Origin of the sequence: Dawidia soli (assembly GCF_018598185.1) — a bacterium.
In the GTDB taxonomy this organism is placed as follows: domain Bacteria; phylum Bacteroidota; class Bacteroidia; order Cytophagales; family Cyclobacteriaceae; genus Ohtaekwangia; species Ohtaekwangia soli.
The window spans coordinates 103,395-119,519 of sequence record NZ_JAHESC010000011.1; the positions used below are offsets into that span (position 1 = coordinate 103,395).

Here is a 16,125-nt window from a genome sequence, read left to right on the forward strand (position 1 = left end):
AGGTCATCTGTATATTTGTTCTCAGTAGCCTTCAACGTACTTCAGTTATGGAACGTGATTCAAATGATATCACCCTAAAGAATAAACTCAAAGAAAAACAACTCTTCAAGATTTCCCGTTTCAAGGAAGTAGTCAAGCGCACCAAACCACACAAACACGATGCGTACTTTGAACTGATCTACTTATCTCAAGGCGCAGGTTTTCACTGGATTGATGCTGATAAATTTCAAATCGCACCTCCCGTTGTCTTCTTTCTTTCTGGTCAGCTACACTATTGGGAAATGACGGAGATTCCTAAAGGTTATGTGATGCTGTTCCGCGAAGGTTTCTTCGATAAGAAAGATCTGATGAATCTTGTACGTTCACTGGAAGATACCGTCTACGTCAACCCCTCGGAAGATGATAACCTTGATTTCATCTTTGGCGAGATGGAGCAAGAGTATCGTAATCCTTCAAAAAATTCTACTGAACTTTTACAAGGTTATCTTCAGGTCGCACTTGTTAAATTATTACGTCATAAGGATCAGACCAGTGTTACTGTCATTTCTAAAGGCCAGGAAGTTTTTAGAAAATTTCAGTACTTTATTCAACAGGCAAATCCAGTTTCCAATCTCAAGGTTAATCAGGTTGCCGATCATATCGGTCTTTCACCTCAAAACCTGAATGCCATCTGCCGCAAAGTTTCAGGGAAGTCAGCAAGCGAGTTGATTACTGAACAGGTGATACTGGAAGCAAAACGGTTTCTGATTCATTCCGATAAGACCATCAGCGAGATTGCTTTTGCTCTCAATTTCACCGACCCGTCGCACTTCATCAAGTACTTCAAAAAGACCGTGGGAAAAACCCCACAAGCCTTCCGGTCCAGGTATTTTCAATAATACTATAATAAAATCGAATTATACCGCAAAAACCGCCGGGATCAGGTCTTAATTCGCATTATCATCTTCCAGCAGGTTGGTGATTTGTTTTCAAATCGTCCATTCTAATGACTTTTAAAAAGATCGCGTCAACCGATACTGCATCAACAACGATATTAATCCGGTTCATGGTGGGTGCTGTTTTCCTTTCGGAGGGAATTCAGAAGTTTCTCTTTGCAGGCAAGCTCAGCTCTGGCCGCTTCGCCAAAACTGGTTTGCCCAATCCCGACTTTCTCGGACCTTTCGTGGGGTCGTTCGAATTCCCGCTTTTATCGCGGCCATTGTTGGCGCTTATCTAAAAGTTATTCAAAATATCGTCACTGTCATGTTATTCGTTCTCTCCATTGCCATCGGCTTAGGTATCGTATAATTATGAAAAGATATACACTCATTATTAGTCTGATTTTCATCACACATTTCTGTCATGGTCAGGCTTTACAAGAGATACTGAAGCAAGCGGAAGCCAATTATCCACTGCTCAAGGCAAAAGGATACGAAGTTCAGGCACGAAAAGATCAGGTGGCGTTTGCGAAAAGCACAGCACTTCCATCTCTTGATGCCGCGTATCAATTGAACTATGCCACGTACAACAACATCACCGGCATGGCAGTTGGTCATGGATTCGTTCCTATCAGCGGACCTCCGTCAACCACCAATACATACGATGCAGTCTTTGGTAGTGTTGGAGGACTACTGTTGAATTGGGAGCCTTTTACTTTCGGCCAACGTAAGTCAAGGATCAATTCGGCTCGAGCTTACCAGGAATATCAGCAAGCTGATCAGGCTCAGGAAGTATTTCAGCACCAGGTTAAAACTGCAAATGCCTATCTCGACCTGGTGTTGACACATAAACTGGTGAACGTATATTCCAAAAATCTGGAGCGCGCGCAAGACAATGTGCGCATCGTGAAGTCGTTGACACGAAGTGGCCTTCGTCCAGGAACAGACACAGCCTTGTTCAAAGCGGAACTATCACGAGCAAGAATTGAATTACTTGAATATGAGAAACTGAAACAGTCACAGCAACTAATACTATCCGAATTGCTGGGCGGTGAACAGGCTAATTATTCGATTGATAGCAGCTATTTTAAGTTACTGCCTTTCATCACCGTTGACACACTTCCACAACAGCATCCATTGATCCGCCTTTCAATGAGTCGTGTGTTAATCAATCAATACGAAAAAAAGTACGTACAAACATCAATGTATCCAACGTTGTCGTTTTGGGGAGCAGCTTATGCAAGGGGATCAGGCATTCGATACGACGGCCAGTTAAATTCGGAAGACGGACTCTCGTTCAGCCGATATAACTATGGAGTAGGACTGATATTGAGCGTTCCGTTACTTCGATTCGCCAATGTCCGTCACCAGGTAAATGCACGGGAGTCGGAGATCAAAGCGGAGCAAGAGAAATTGAACACGGTAAATCTGCAATTAAGAAAGCAGAATGATGTGGCTGACGTCACGCTTGCGAATGCATTGAAGATCGCGCACGAAAGTCCGTCATTCTATGAGTCGGCTGAATTCTCCTACCGCACGTTGATAAGCCGATACAATTCCGGCCTCGTGAACTATGCCGATCTGATACAAGCACAATATGTACTGATTAAATCAGAAGCCGATCTGAAACGGGCATACCTGAATGCATGGAAAGCATTGCTTTACAAGGCAGCAGTACAGGGTGACATTCATATTTTCCTGAACCAGTTCAACTAACTATATGAATCTACTACAAGGCGCTTTGCGAAAACCGATAACGGTATTAGTGGCCGTGCTGGCGATTGTGTTCTTCTCTGTATTGGCCGCGCGAAACATGAAGATCGACATTTTCCCCACACTCGGTCTGCCTACCGTCTATGTGGCACAGCCCTATGGCGGACTGTCGCCTGAGCAAATGGAGGGATTGATTACATCGTATTATGAATATCACTTCCTCTATGTAACAGGTGTGAAGTTTGTCGAATCGAAATCGATACAGGGGGCGACCATCATTAAGATACAATTTCAGGAAGACACCGACATGAGCCAGGCGATGGCGGAAGTAGTCGGTTATGTGAATCGTTCACGCGCCTTCATGCCTCCGGGTACAGTGCCTCCGTTTATCACACGGTTCGATGCGGGCAGCGTTCCGGTCGGACAGTTGGTCTTTACATCCGATGCTAAATCACTTTCAGAAATCTCCGACTTGGCATTATTCCGCGTTCGTCCGATGTTCTCTACGTTGCCAGGCGTCTCTGCTCCGCCGCCCTTTGGGGGAAACCAGAAAACGGTTATCATCAAAGTTGATCCGGATAAAATAAAAAACTATAAACTCACGCCCGACCAAGTAGTACAAGCCATCGCCAAATCAAATACGATCACACCTGCTGGAAATGTTCGCATTGGCGATGAAACCTTACTCACGCCATTGAATACGCAGGTAGAGAACTACAAAGAATTGGAACGGGTGCCGCTCACACTCGGGTCAGGTGCAGCCATCTATGTACGCGACATTGCTCAGGTGCAGTTGGGGGCAGATGTTACCACAAGTTATGCGCTGATTAACGGAAAACGGTCGGTGTACATTCCGGTTACCAAGCGTGCCACTGCTTCAACATGGGAAGTGGTGAAACGAGTGAAGGCGGCATTACCTGAAATGCAGGCAGCTATTCCCGACGACATAAAGGTGACGTACGAGTTCGACCAGTCCGGCTATGTCATCAACTCACTCAAAAACCTATTATTTGAAGGAGGACTCGGAGCATTACTTACGGGCTTGATGGTGTTGCTATTCCTGGGTGATAGAAGGAGTGCATTGATCATTGTGCTCACCATTCCTTTGGCGTTGCTTACAGGAGTTACATTTCTGTTTCTGGCCGGTCAGAGCATCAACATCATGACTCTTGGTGGACTTGCTCTTGCGGTAGGAATTCTGGTGGATGAAGGAACCGTGACCATTGAAAACATTCATCGTCACCAGGAAACGGGCAAATCAAAGTCACGCGCGATACTCGATGCGTGTAAAGAGATTGTGTGGCCAAAGCTGTTGATCCTGCTTTGCATTCTTGCTGTGTTTGTTCCGTCCATCTTTATGAGTGGTGTGCCGCGAGGGATGTTCCTGCCTCTCGCATTGTCAGTAGGTTTTGCCATGATCGGGTCCTTCTTTCTCTCAAATACTTTTGTTCCGGTCATGGCCAACTGGTTGTTGAGCGATTCCCTGCCTGAACATTCAACAGCGAAGTTTGACCGGTTCAGAGAACGCTACTTAGCAACCCTGGACAAGCTTAAATCAAAATCCGGATTTGCACTAAGTGCTTACGCAGTATTGAGTATTGCAATGATCGCAGTGCTGGTCATGATTATTGGGACAGAGATTTTTCCGAAGACCGACGCAGGGCAAGCAGTTGTCCGCGTGAAACTCCCGGTAGGCACACGACTTGAACGCACTGAACAAGTTGCGAAACGTGTTCTTCAATTGGCTGATAGCGTATCGGGTGGCGAAGTTGAAATCACTTCAGCATTTGTGGGAACGCAGCCATCGAGTTATCCGGTGAATTTGATTCACTTATGGACAAGCGGGCCGCATGAAGCCGTCATCCGGATCAACCTGCAAGAGGGCGCATCGACTGGCATTGAATCTTTTAAAGAAAGCTTGCGCGGAGTAGTTGAAAAGAAGTTATCAAATGTCACCATCTCATTCGAGCCCGGAGACCTCGTCGATCAGGTGATCAATCTTGGTTCAAGCAATCCAGTGGAGTTGGCTATTCAAGGTCGTGACTTTAATCAGACGCGGAAGATTGCAGATAAACTTCTATCAAAGTTAAAAACGATTCCTTACCTGCGCGATGCACAGATTGCTACACCGCTTGATTATCCCGGAGTGAAGATTGAAATTGATCGCGTGAAAGCCGGCCAACTTTCACTCAGTGTAGATGACATTGGAAAGTCGATGGTCGCAGCAACGTCATCGAGCCGTTTTACGCAACCCAACTACTGGCTTGATAAAAATACCGGTACTGCTTATCAGGTGCAGGTGGAATATCCCCAGTTCATTATGAACTCCACGGATGATATTGAAGGCGTACCTGTGCTGAACGATCCTCCCGTGTATTTGCGTGATATCGCCAGTTGGCGCATGACATCAACACCGGGTGAGTACGACAGGCTAAACCAGCAACGGTTTATCACGATCACAGCGAACATCTTCAATCAGGATTTGGGAAGTGCTGTACGTGATGTAAACACTGCCGTTGCATCATTGGGCGAGCTGCCGAAAGGTGTTAAGATCATGGTGAAGGGACAGGCCGATTTGCTCAACGAAACTATGAGCGAACTGCAAACCGGATTACTCATCGCCATCGTAGTGATCTTTTTATTACTCGCTACGAACTTCCAGTCATTCCGGTTATCACTCGTGGTACTCTCCATCGTCCCGGCTGTTATCGCAGGATCTTTTCTGTTGTTATTGCTTACCGGAAAGACACTGAACATACAGTCATACATGGGTACGATCATGGGCGTTGGTGTGGCCATTGCCAATGCCATTCTCTTCGTCACTAATGCTGAACAATTTCGAAAGGAAGGAAACCCCAATGCTTACCGCGAAGGAGCATTTAATCGCCTACGCCCTATTGTAATGACGAGCCTGGCGATGATTGCGGGGATGATCCCGATGTCGCTTGGGTTAGGCGAAGGTGGTGACCAGATTGCACCACTCGGTATTGCCGTGATCGGTGGCCTGATGTTCTCACTGATCAGCACATTGCTTTTTCTTCCACTGATTTATAATTCCATCGAAGGCAATCGTAGTTATCAAAGTGCATCACTCGATCCTGAAGACGAAACCAGCAAGTATTACCATGCACAATAACATTATGAAAAATAGATTCGTTATCGCCACTGCACTATCATTACTTATCTGGTCGTGCGGCACAAAAAAAAGCGAAACTACTTCCGCTCAGGCGGCCGACTCGGTCCAGGTTTTTGCATTAAAAAAAGAATCTATTAGCAAGACGTTGTCGCTTCCTGCCGAACTGCTGCCTTGGAAAAAAGCGGAAGTATTTGCCAAGGTGCAAGGCTATGTGCGCGAACTGAAAGTGGACATTGGTGATCGCGTACGCAAGAACGATGTGCTCATCATTCTCGATGCACCGGAAGTCACCGCCAACTATGCAATCTCGGTGGCGAATCTTCAGGCTGCTAAATCAAAATACCGCACAGGCCAGGATGTGTATAAAAGAACACTGTTAGCATCACGTGAGAAAGGTGCTATATCCGACAGCGAATTGGAGCGAATCAAAAACCAGATGCTCACCGATAGTGCGTCTTACGAAGCAGCACGGGCTGGCGCGGAGGCAAATGCACAACTGAAGAACTACCTGGTTATTCGTGCTGCTTTTGATGGAGTAGTCACCAAGCGCAATGTTTATCCCGGCACCTTGGTAGGGAAAGACCAAACGCCTATAATTGTGTTGGAGAATTTGACGAAGCTTCGTTTACGCATGGCAGTACCCGAAGTATACACCTCGGCCCTTCCTGAATCCAACATTATCATATTCTCAGTAGATGCACAACCGACAAAGAAATATTCCGCTACACTGGCCCGCAAATCCAACGAAATCGATGAAAAGACGAGAACGGAACTGTGGGAGTTCGAAGTATCCAATGGCAACCGCGAATTAAAATCCGGGATGTACGGCAATGCCAGTTTCAACGTAAAGCGTGACAGTCCAAGTTTCGTTGTCCCCTACGCTGCCGTGGTAACAACATTGGAACGAAAATTTATCATTCGTGTACGCGAAGGCAAAACCGAATGGGTGGATGTGCGCACGGGTATTAACACCAGCGACAAAGTTGAAGTTTTTGGTGACTTGCAAGAGGGTGACTTCCTGCTCACTAAGGCTACCGATGAGGTAAGGGAAGGTCAAACCGTTGTAGTGAAGAAAAAGTGAGTACCAGAATTAAAGTTACATCTCCGGTTAATTGATATGTGTTAATTCGTACGCTATAACTAGAATTGAAAGTTACCCATTGTCAGGACGATGACCTTACCACAGGAACCTGTTGTATTTCGATTCCCTTTCGGTCAGGCATAAAAAAGCCTTCTATTTTTCACAATTAGAAGGATTTTAGTAGATCGGAGGGTGCTGCGTTCGTGCTTGCTGAACCAAGGCTTTCAAAAAATGGCGGAACTATCCAAATAACTGCCTTTATGGCCGCCTTAAATAGACGGCTCATTAAAATCAGGAGCCGAGGTATCGCGTTGTTCGCATAATGCAATTCGCTGTTTCATTAGGTCTATCGCCTTATCCGCGAAAAATTGAACCATCGGCATATGTAACGAATCGTTTTCTGAGTCGATCAATGCTTTAAAATAAACTAACCGCTCTTCCTCCCTAATGATAATGGGAGGCAATTGATGCTTTAATAAGAGAAGGGTTGTCAGCAACCTGGTTAGCCTGCCGTTCCCATCTGAAAACGGATGAATTTGTAAAAACTTGTAGTAAAAACCGGCAATGACAGAAAGTGGATGCTTGGAATAGTTTTGTTCAGCCTTCCATGCTGGCCCTTGATCCAATTGCTGTTGAGTCTCCTCGATCAACGCTCTAACAGCCTCAGGTACTTTTGAGTACTCGAGGTACATGTGATATTGGTTATTGGGGCGTAATGTGAAGTTATCCTCTGTCTTATAGTGACCCGCTGGAGCCAGCAGGGCGTCCTGAACCTCCCATTGCGCATCGTCCTTCATCAGTTCCCCATGGAGACTTTTAATGGTCTGTTCAGTCAGACTTGTTTCTTCAAAAGCGGAGAAAATCTTGTCAAGAACACCGCGATGATTTTTGAGATCATAAACATACTTCATTCCCATCCCAACTCTGACGATGTTGTCCTTCAAAAATTTTATTGTCTGCCCATAATTCAGCGTAAGGCCTTCGATTTTTGTCGAATGATAAGTGAAATTGTTTCTGATGGCTTCTTTCTCCTGTTCACCCCAGTGCGAAAAGGGCCCGGCATTGAGATAAGTTTTATGAAGCGCAACGAATTGGGCAATTTCAGCGTCTCACCATAAAGAAAAAATATCCGCTATTGCGTATATTCGCGCGTTGGCCGCAATTTTTATATATGAGATTAAGACTAATAATTATTTGTTCTTTTTTGGCTTGTTGCAAATCAACGGACATTTCGGTTGAAGAACGACTGGAGAGAGTTGACCGGTTTAAACAAGAAAGAAACTGGAACAAAATGATTAATGAACTGGACGAAATCATAAAGGCAACACCAAATAATGCCGACCTTTACTTTCAAAGGGGTTATGCAAAAGAAATGGATTTGAGGTATGAAGACTGTATTCATGACTTCACGAAAGTCATTGAGCTTGATTCAAATAAATCATTAGCAAGAACAAATCGCGGATTTGCTTATCGAAAACTCGGTGAGTATGAAAAAGCTATTAGGGATTTTACTGATGAATTACGGATTAATCCTAACCCATATTCTTACGAGCACCGGGGCTTGGTAAAGTATCTGTTAAAGGACAATGAGGCTGCGTACGCTGACATCAGTAAATCAATTGAGTTAGATCCTCAAAATTCAATTGCCTATAAAAGCCGATCCTTAGTTCTTGTTGCAATGAATAGGCATAAAGATGCATGTGTAGATGTTATCAAAGCAATCGAACTGGGAATTAAAACAAAGTATCCAGATTACACTGAGGAGATTGAAAAATTGGAAATTAATTGTAAATAAGTAAGATCAGTTATAAAAATACCGCCAACACAAGCTATAAGTCATTGCCGGGTTTAGTATAGCGAAATTTATTATCTTTCAAAATATGTTTGGTCACGTGGGATAGACCCGGCAGGTCGGGCTAACATTCCGCTTCGCTGCATTTTTTAGCACTCCAATTCCCGTAAGCTTTTCCTGAGAGCTACGTAGGAATATAATATCGGCACAACCCACAAGAGGTGTGCGAACTCAAACCGCAAAAATTGAAAAGATTACAAAATAAAAAAGCAAACTCCGAAAAATTTGCTTCTAAATCGAAAGTAGCCCCGACAGGAATCGAACCTGCATCAAAAGTTTAGGAAACTCCTATTCTATCCATTGAACTACGGGGCCAGTTTGTCGTTAAACCGCTCAATTTTCACCACGACAAGGGCGCAAAGATAAAAAATAATGCATCCCGCAGACCTTTTTTGTTAAATCTGTACCTCTCCCAGGGCCCTACCCGAAGAGAACCAACTAACCACTGACCACCAGTTGGTTACCCAAAAGCCATCACAAGCCTCCCAACAATCACCTCCGCACCTCAATTCCGAAAACAGGGTTTTACCCGTATCAAAGCCCTATCATACCCGTATCAAAGCCCTACTTCACCTATACCATAGCTATACCAAGGCCACCCGATACAACCCATGAACCACTGCTAACCTTTGTTCCATGAGTTTCTAAGACGCCTGATACACCAAATCCCACGCCTCCAGATCCTTTACACAAAGTCCTAACAAAACAACCAGCGTATCCACCCCACCCGTGTCGATCTCCCCGTTCGAAACACTCAGATAATCGTAAGCCTGCCCTGGACGACGCACAGGCACCTCCGGCTTATAAACAATCCGATACTTTTCATCCTGAAGCGACGTATCTGCGCCGGCATCAAAATCCAGCATCAGCATGAGGTTCAGGCTATCGCCCCAGATTTTCAGCGCGGTCTTTTTAGAGGATAAAAAACCGCGGGCCAGCCGGATCTCGCCGACCTCGCGTCCACCGCCAAGGATCTGATACTTGCGTCCGACAAAAGGCATTCTCCTGGGCTGAAACTTATACTCGACTCCCCGCCACATAAACTTACCCGTCATCGTATGGCTGTCGATGCGTGTAAGGAATTGCTCGCCGTCAAAGAAGTCCAGCCGGGTGGGCTCATAGCCCGTGTTGTGCCCGGCACCGATCGTCGTCCTGGTATAGCGGAGTATGCTCATACAACGGAATCCTTATACCGACTCGACCGGCCACGGCGAGAACTCGTAGCCGTCCTTCAGGAAGTTGGGGAAGATCTGGATGTGCCGTTCTTTTACCTTTTCGAAGATCATTTGCTTCAGGCCATTGACGTTTTCATTGGCGGTGGCCGACACGAACACGACGTTTTCGAAGCCCTTCTGACGGTAGAAGCCGCGCATCTCTTCGAGGTTTATGTCGGGGTTCTTCTGGCGGAAGAGGTCGATCTTGTTCAGGACCAGGATGGTGGGGATGTTGGCGGCGCCGATCTCTTCGAGGGTCTTGGTGACCACCTCGATCTGGTTGTCGTGGTAGGGGTGCGCCAGGTCTACGACGTGCAGCAGCAGGTCGGCTTCGCGCACTTCGTCGAGGGTGGATTTAAACGACTCGATCAGGTGGTGCGGTAATTTGCGGATGAACCCTACGGTGTCGGACAGCAGGAACGGGATGTTGCCGAACACTACTTTGCGCACGGTGGAGTCGACGGTGGCGAAGAGCTTGTCTTCGGCCAGCACGCCGGAACCCGATAACAAATTCATGAGCGTGGACTTGCCGACGTTGGTGTATCCCACCAGGGCTACACGCACAACGCTGCCGCGCGACTTGCGCTGGGTGGCGCGTTGTTTTTCGATCTTTTCGAGACGCTCTTTCAGGATGGTGATCTGGTGGCGAATGTTCCGACGGTCGGTCTCGATCTCTTTTTCACCCGCACCACCGCGTGTACCCGTGCCGCCGCGCTGGCGTTCCAGGTGCGTCCACATGCGGGTGAGGCGGGGCAGCAGGTATTGGTTCATGGCCAGCTCGACCTGTGTCCTGGCCTGCGCGGTCTGTGCACGCCACAGGAAAATATCCAGGATCAGCAAGCTTCGGTCATAGATGCGGACTTTAAAGTCTTCCTGTTCTTTGGGGTTGAACTCCCGCTCGAGGTTGCGCAGCTGCGAGGGGCTGAGGTCTTCGTCGAAGATAATGTGTCGCACTTTGTTCTGCACCACGAACTGCTTGAGCTCGGCCAGCTTGCCTTTTCCCAGAAAGGTGCGGGAGTCGGGGTGCGGCAAATTCTGCACCACCTGGTGAATGGTCTTAATGCCCGATGTCTCAGCCAGAAAAGCCAGCTCGTCGAGATGCTCCTGGGTTTCCTCCTGGGTGCGGGTGCTACTGAGTGCAACTAAAACGGCTGTATTTTCTGCTTCCTTCATATCTTTTACAAAAGTGAACAATTCTTAACGTATATTTTTTTCCGCTTGTTGCATGGTTGGGTTACTTTTTCCTAATTTTGACAATACACCGAAACCCGAATTCAGCTGGAATTTCCTCACATACAGCCGAATTTTCTACCCTTTACCGGATTCAGGATAATTTCAATTTTCTCAACCAGAGCCCATGAGAATTGCTATCGTCCTCAACACGTCCTGGAACATTTACAATTTCCGGATGAACTTTGTTCGCGCCCTGCTTGAAGAGGGGCATGAGGTGCACACTGTTGCACCCGAAGATGAGTACACTAATCTCCTTGTGGCGGCCGGTTGCGTGCACCACAGGGTGCGGATGGACAGCCGGGGAGCCAACCCTGTCAAGGATTCGGCTTTAATTGTCGAGCTGTACGCCATTTACAAGAAGATGCGCCCCGACGTCATTTTACACTACACGATCAAACCGAATGTGTACGGCACCCTGGCGGCGTCGATGCTGAAGATCCCGGTCGTAAACAACGTCTGCGGCCTGGGCACGGTGTTCCTGAAGGACAACCTGGTGTCTGCCGTGGCGATCATGCTGTACAAGATCAGCTTCCGCTTTGCCCGGAAGGTCTTCTTCCAGAACCCCGACGATTTAAAGCTGTTTGTGACACGTAAACTCGTGCCGGAGCGTGCCGTGGACCTGGTGCCCGGCTCGGGCATCGATCTGCAGAAGTTCCTGCCGATGGATTTCCGTCGCAACGACACTTTTACGTTCCTGATGATCTCCCGCCTCATTACCGACAAGGGTGTGCTGGAATATATCGAGGCCGTGAAGAAATTACGGGCGGCGGGTGTGAACGCCCGCTTCCAGGTACTGGGCGCGATGGACCCGCTGCACAAGCGCGGCATCAAGACCGAGGTGATCCAGGAATGGATCGACCAGGGCATAATCGAATACCTGGGCACGACCAACGACGTGCGTCAGTTCATCCAGGCAGCGGATTGCATCGTGCTGCCCTCCTACCGCGAAGGTACGCCGCGCACATTGCTGGAAGCGGCGAGCTCGTCGAAGCCCATCATCGCCACGGATGTACCGGGCTGCAACCATGTTGTGAAAAACAATTTTAATGGCCTTCTTTGCAGGCTGAAAGATGCAGACGACCTGGCAGAAAAGATGAAGGAGATGGCCGGCATGGAAAACGCCACCCTGAAGCTTTTCGGTGAGAACGGTCGGGTGAAGATGGAAACGGAGTACAGCGAGTCCGTTGTCATCAACAAATACCTGCAGACGATCAGCGAGTTCAAAAAGGCATCGTAACAGGCCATTCATTTTTCATGGAAGTAAAGCAAACCGGCATAGAAGGGTTGTTGGAGATTTTTCCTTCTGTTCTAGAAGACAGTCGCGGATGGTTCTACGAGTTCTACCGCGAGGACCTCTTCGCCCAACACGGCATAACCGATAAGTTCGTTCAGGAGAACAAGTCGTTCTCCAGGAAGGGCGTTGTGCGGGGGCTGCACATGCAGCTGGCGCCACACGCCCAGACCAAGCTGGTGTCGGTCTTTCAGGGTACGATCCTGGATGTGGCCGCCGACCTGCGCGCGGGCTCTCCTACCTTTGGCAAGGTATATTATTGCTTGCTGGAGGCCCGCCGGAACAACATGCTGCTGGTGCCCGAAGGTTTCGCCCATGGCTTCTCGGCGCTGGAAGACTCTGTTTTCTTCTACAAATGCACGCATCATTACCATCGGGACGCCGAGGTCGGCGTACGTTGGAACGACCCCCAGCTGAATATCAACTGGCAAATAAACGACCCTATTTTGTCGGAAAAGGACCAGCATCTGCCGACCCTGGAAGAGTTATTAAGAAAATCCGTAATTTCACGATATTAGGCGGAAATTAACGCACTTTTTATCTTGAAACGATCCTCATTTTTTCGTTCAGCGTGCTTCCTGGCGGTCCTGACAATGCTCGCCTCTTCCTGCGCCTCGTACCGGCAGAACATCATGTTCCAGACCGATCAAAAGGACGCTGTGAAGGCGCAAGCCAACGCTGCGGAAAAGAACTACACCATTCAGCGGAACGACCTGCTGGCCATTGAGTTCTACACAAAGAACGGCGAGCGCCTGGTAGATCCCGACCGCTTTCTTTCAAAAGGTCTTCCCGTACAAAATCCTACTTCCATCATCACTACCGGCGAAGAGGTGCGCAGCTATCTCGTCAACCAGGAGGGCCTGGTGAAGTTTCCGATGATCGATACCATCCGGCTGGAGGGGTTGACGCTGCTACAGGCGGAGGGCGTCTTACAGCAGACGTATACTAAATTTTACACGGACATGTTTATCCGGTTGAAGTTCCTGAACAAACGCGTGGTCGTGCTCGGCGCACCGGGAGGGCAGGTTATCCCGCTGGCGAATGAGAACATGCGGTTAACCGAGGTGCTGGCGTTGGCAAAAGGCATCCACAACGACGCCAAGGCGTATAACATTCGCGTGTTGCGCGGCGACACGGTCATGATCGCCGACCTGAGCACCTTTGCGGGCTATCTGGAGAATAATATCGTGATCCATTCCAACGATATTGTGTATGTCGAGCCGATCCGGCGACCTCTGCTGGAAGGCCTTCGCGACTATGGACCTATCCTGACCGTCTTAACAAGCGTTACTACCCTGGTGGTGGTGATCATCGGATTATAACCATCACCTGTGGAACCGGCCAAACCCCATATTGCCACTGCTACCGCCCCTCCGGAAGGTATAGACTTGCACAAGCTGCGTGTTATTATACAGACCAACCTGTGGTGGCTGTTGCTGATCTTTGTCGTCATCAATGCGGCGGCCTATATCGTGATCCGCTATACCAAAGACCTGTACGAGTCGTCGTCGGAGATCAAGCTCGACATCAAGAACGAAGCAAATGCCCTGGGCATCGAAACCTTTGTGGCCGACGATCCGCTGGCCACCGACCCGATCTCGGGCGAGATCGAGCTGATCCGCTCGAAGCTCTTTCTGAGCCAGGTGCTGGATTCCCTCAACCTGGACGTAAGCTACTTCAGCAAGGGTGAAGTCCTCAACCACGAGCTCTTTACCGGCACGCCGGTGAACGTGGACTATACCCCGGAACGTACCACGGCCTATAACCAACCGATCTTCTTCGAAAAGATCAACGACGACGAGTTCTACTTGTATGTAGGCGAAGAAGGCAACAAGGTAAAAGGCACATACAATACGCCGGTAAGGGCGACCAACTTTGAGCTGGTGCTGACAAAAAATGCCAGCTTCAGCACGACGGACGAAATAGACCTGTTCTTTATCATCAACAGCCGCGATGTGTTGTTGAACTATATCTCCGGCAACCTGGTCGTCGAGCCTTTGAACTATTCGGCCAAAACGATCCGCGTCGCCTTTAAGGATAATCAGCCGAACAAGGCCCAGGCGATCGTGCACACCATCGACGCCCTGTATCTGCGCTACAGCTACGATCAAAAGAACCTGACCAACACGCAGAAGATCGACTGGCTGAACAAGGAGCTGCAACAGATCGAGCTGAAAATGGAAGGCTTTGAAGATTACTTCAAGAAGTTCACGTTACAGAACAAGACCAACAACCTGGACCAGGACCTGGCCAAAACGATACAGGCCATCAACAAAGTGGACTCTCAACGCTACGACCTGACCACCCGCATTCGCGACGTAAGCCGGCTGTTGGACGGCATTCCGGCGCAGGAGGTATTTTTATCGCCCACGCTCAAACAGGCGCTGCCCGACTATCTGTATCGGGATCTCGACCGCATCCAGGAGCTTACGCAGGAGATGGAGCGCATGAAGCTGTCGTACAACGAAAAGACATTCGCCTACCGCGAGCAGCAGCAAGAGGTCGACACACGCAGCCGCAAGGCGTCACAACAGCTGCAGGAGCTGAAGAACCACTGGGTAACACGGCTGCAAGAGCTCAACCGGCGCAAGAACACGCTGGAGGATGACTTTGCCAACCTGCCTGACAAGAGTACGCAGTTCTCGAAGAACCAACGTTTCTACAAACTATACGAAGAGTTCTACTTGTCGCTGATGCAGTCGAAGGCTGGCTTTGAAATCGCCCAGGCCGGCACGACACCTGACTTTAAGATCCTTTCGCCCGCGTCGCTTCCCTCCACGCCCATCTCTCCCAACCGCGGCATGATTGCCGGCGTGGGCCTGGTGGCCAGTTTGATGCTGATCTTTTTTTCAGTAGGTGTATTATACCTGGTCAACAACAAGATCACGGCGGTGCACGAGCTGGAAAAAATGTCGGGCTTGCCGGTGCTGGGGGTGATCCCCGCGTCGCGCCATACGGGCATTCAAAACCTGCACGTGGTGAATAACCCGAGGTCGGTGGTAAGCGAAGCGATCCGTACGCTGCGCACCAACCTGGATTTCTTCCGGGCCGATTCGCCGCAGCGTGTCGTGGCATTGTCGTCTACGATCTCGGGCGAGGGCAAGTCGTTTGTGGCGTTGAACCTGGGCGCCGCGATCGCCGTCTCACGCAAGAAGGTTGTGCTGATCGACCTCGATATGCGCAAGACGAAGGCAAATCTGCCGATCGATATACCGGACCCCTCGAAAGGTATGAGCACGGTGCTGATCCGCAAGGACCGGTGGCAGGACTGTGTGTTGCGCACGAACCTGGAGTACTTCGACTATCTGCCTTCCGGGCCGATCCCGCCGAACCCGTCGGAGCTGTTGCTGAACGGCGAGTTTGCATCCGTGCTGGAAGACCTCCGGAAGCACTACGACATCGTTCTGCTCGACACCCCCCCGGTGGGGCTGGTAACAGACGGCATTCAGGCGATGAAGCGGGCGGACCTGTCGATCTATATCTTCCGGGCGGATTATTCGAAGCGCGATTTCATCAAGAACCTGCAACGCATCGTTACCATCAACCGTATTACCAACGTCACGACCCTGCTCAACGCGTTGCCGACGCTCAGCGGGAAGACGTACGGTTATGGCTACTACGAAGAAGAACGTGACAGCAAGGTGGAGATGCTCCGTGCATTCTTCAAACGCTAACTCATTTATTTTCC

General features: G+C 48.9%; 13 protein-coding genes and 1 tRNA gene. 10 read left to right on the forward strand and 4 right to left on the reverse strand.

From position 1 onward, the window contains the following. The first annotated feature begins 47 nt into the window (after window positions 1-47). From KK078_RS09835 to KK078_RS09855, 5 genes are all read left to right on the forward strand, one after another. The gene (locus KK078_RS09835; RefSeq protein WP_254090093.1) at window positions 48-878 is read left to right on the forward strand and encodes an AraC family transcriptional regulator; all 831 of its coding nucleotides are present in this window, start codon (window positions 48-50) and stop codon (window positions 876-878) included. A 107-nt stretch (window positions 879-985) separates the two neighbouring features. After that, a complete protein-coding gene (locus KK078_RS09840; RefSeq protein ID WP_262898636.1) occupies window positions 986-1,216 on the forward strand; it encodes a DoxX family membrane protein in 231 nt (76 codons plus the stop codon). Window positions 1,217-1,289: 73 nt separating this feature from the next. Then, entirely contained in the window at window positions 1,290-2,633 is a 1,344-nt protein-coding gene (locus KK078_RS09845) for a TolC family protein (RefSeq protein WP_254090094.1), read from the forward strand. A 4-nt stretch (window positions 2,634-2,637) separates the two neighbouring features. Further along, window positions 2,638-5,766 carry an efflux RND transporter permease subunit gene (locus KK078_RS09850; protein WP_254090095.1) on the forward strand — a complete coding sequence of 1,043 codons (3,129 nt, stop codon included), beginning with the start codon at window positions 2,638-2,640 and terminating at the stop codon, window positions 5,764-5,766. A gap of 4 nt (window positions 5,767-5,770) precedes the next feature. Then, window positions 5,771-6,847, forward strand: coding sequence for an efflux RND transporter periplasmic adaptor subunit (locus KK078_RS09855; RefSeq protein WP_254090096.1), 1,077 nt, complete (start codon window positions 5,771-5,773; stop codon window positions 6,845-6,847). Window positions 6,848-7,116: 269 nt separating this feature from the next. On the opposite strand, the gene KK078_RS09860 is transcribed toward KK078_RS09855, so the two are convergent. Further along, complete coding sequence (locus tag KK078_RS09860) at window positions 7,117-7,791, reverse strand: Fic family protein (RefSeq protein ID WP_254090097.1); 675 nt, start codon at window positions 7,789-7,791, stop codon at window positions 7,117-7,119. Between the two features lie 347 nt (window positions 7,792-8,138). Between KK078_RS09860 and KK078_RS09865 the strand changes: the two genes are divergently transcribed. After that, window positions 8,139-8,642, forward strand: a complete 504-nt coding sequence (locus tag KK078_RS09865) for a tetratricopeptide repeat protein (RefSeq protein WP_254090098.1) — start codon at window positions 8,139-8,141, stop codon at window positions 8,640-8,642. A gap of 300 nt (window positions 8,643-8,942) precedes the next feature. Here KK078_RS09865 and KK078_RS09870 read toward each other — a convergent pair. The 3 genes from KK078_RS09870 to hflX form a co-directional block, all read right to left on the reverse strand. Continuing rightward, window positions 8,943-9,014 (reverse strand) — tRNA-Arg (locus tag KK078_RS09870). A gap of 329 nt (window positions 9,015-9,343) precedes the next feature. Further along, window positions 9,344-9,874, reverse strand: a complete 531-nt coding sequence (locus KK078_RS09875; RefSeq protein WP_254090099.1) for a hypothetical protein — start codon at window positions 9,872-9,874, stop codon at window positions 9,344-9,346. A 12-nt stretch (window positions 9,875-9,886) separates the two neighbouring features. After that, window positions 9,887-11,086 (reverse strand): GTPase HflX, encoded by a 1,200-nt coding sequence (gene hflX / locus KK078_RS09880; RefSeq protein WP_254090100.1) that lies wholly within the window; start codon window positions 11,084-11,086, stop codon window positions 9,887-9,889. 184 nt (window positions 11,087-11,270) lie between these two features. Here hflX and KK078_RS09885 point away from each other — a divergent pair, with 184 nt between their 5' ends. Genes KK078_RS09885 through KK078_RS09900 form a run of 4 tightly spaced genes read left to right on the forward strand, consistent with a single transcriptional unit; the run spans window position 11,271 to window position 16,111 of the window. Further along, complete coding sequence (locus KK078_RS09885; RefSeq protein WP_254090101.1) at window positions 11,271-12,383, forward strand: glycosyltransferase family 4 protein; 1,113 nt, start codon at window positions 11,271-11,273, stop codon at window positions 12,381-12,383. A gap of 17 nt (window positions 12,384-12,400) precedes the next feature. Beyond that, on the forward strand, window positions 12,401-12,955 hold the full coding sequence (gene rfbC / locus KK078_RS09890; RefSeq protein WP_254090102.1) for a dTDP-4-dehydrorhamnose 3,5-epimerase: 555 nt from the start codon (window positions 12,401-12,403) through the stop codon (window positions 12,953-12,955). A gap of 24 nt (window positions 12,956-12,979) precedes the next feature. Beyond that, the gene (locus KK078_RS09895) at window positions 12,980-13,759 is read left to right on the forward strand and encodes a polysaccharide biosynthesis/export family protein (protein WP_254090103.1); all 780 of its coding nucleotides are present in this window, start codon (window positions 12,980-12,982) and stop codon (window positions 13,757-13,759) included. A 9-nt stretch (window positions 13,760-13,768) separates the two neighbouring features. Further along, window positions 13,769-16,111: a GumC family protein gene (locus KK078_RS09900; RefSeq protein ID WP_254090104.1), complete on the forward strand. Its 2,343-nt coding sequence runs from the start codon at window positions 13,769-13,771 to the stop codon at window positions 16,109-16,111. Window positions 16,112-16,125: the final 14 nt, after the last annotated feature.

Coding starts and splice junctions, on each gene's coding strand:
- KK078_RS09835 (WP_254090093.1), top strand. CDS start 48: ATGGAACGTGATTCAAATGATATCACCCTAAAGAATAAACTCAAAGAA.
- KK078_RS09840 (WP_262898636.1), top strand. CDS start 986: ATGACTTTTAAAAAGATCGCGTCAACCGATACTGCATCAACAACGATA.
- KK078_RS09845 (WP_254090094.1), top strand. CDS start 1,290: ATGAAAAGATATACACTCATTATTAGTCTGATTTTCATCACACATTTC.
- KK078_RS09850 (WP_254090095.1), top strand. CDS start 2,638: ATGAATCTACTACAAGGCGCTTTGCGAAAACCGATAACGGTATTAGTG.
- KK078_RS09855 (WP_254090096.1), top strand. CDS start 5,771: ATGAAAAATAGATTCGTTATCGCCACTGCACTATCATTACTTATCTGG.
- KK078_RS09865 (WP_254090098.1), top strand. CDS start 8,139: ATGATTAATGAACTGGACGAAATCATAAAGGCAACACCAAATAATGCC.
- KK078_RS09875 (WP_254090099.1), bottom strand. CDS start 9,874: ATGAGCATACTCCGCTATACCAGGACGACGATCGGTGCCGGGCACAAC.
- hflX (WP_254090100.1), bottom strand. CDS start 11,086: ATGAAGGAAGCAGAAAATACAGCCGTTTTAGTTGCACTCAGTAGCACC.
- KK078_RS09885 (WP_254090101.1), top strand. CDS start 11,271: ATGAGAATTGCTATCGTCCTCAACACGTCCTGGAACATTTACAATTTC.
- rfbC (WP_254090102.1), top strand. CDS start 12,401: ATGGAAGTAAAGCAAACCGGCATAGAAGGGTTGTTGGAGATTTTTCCT.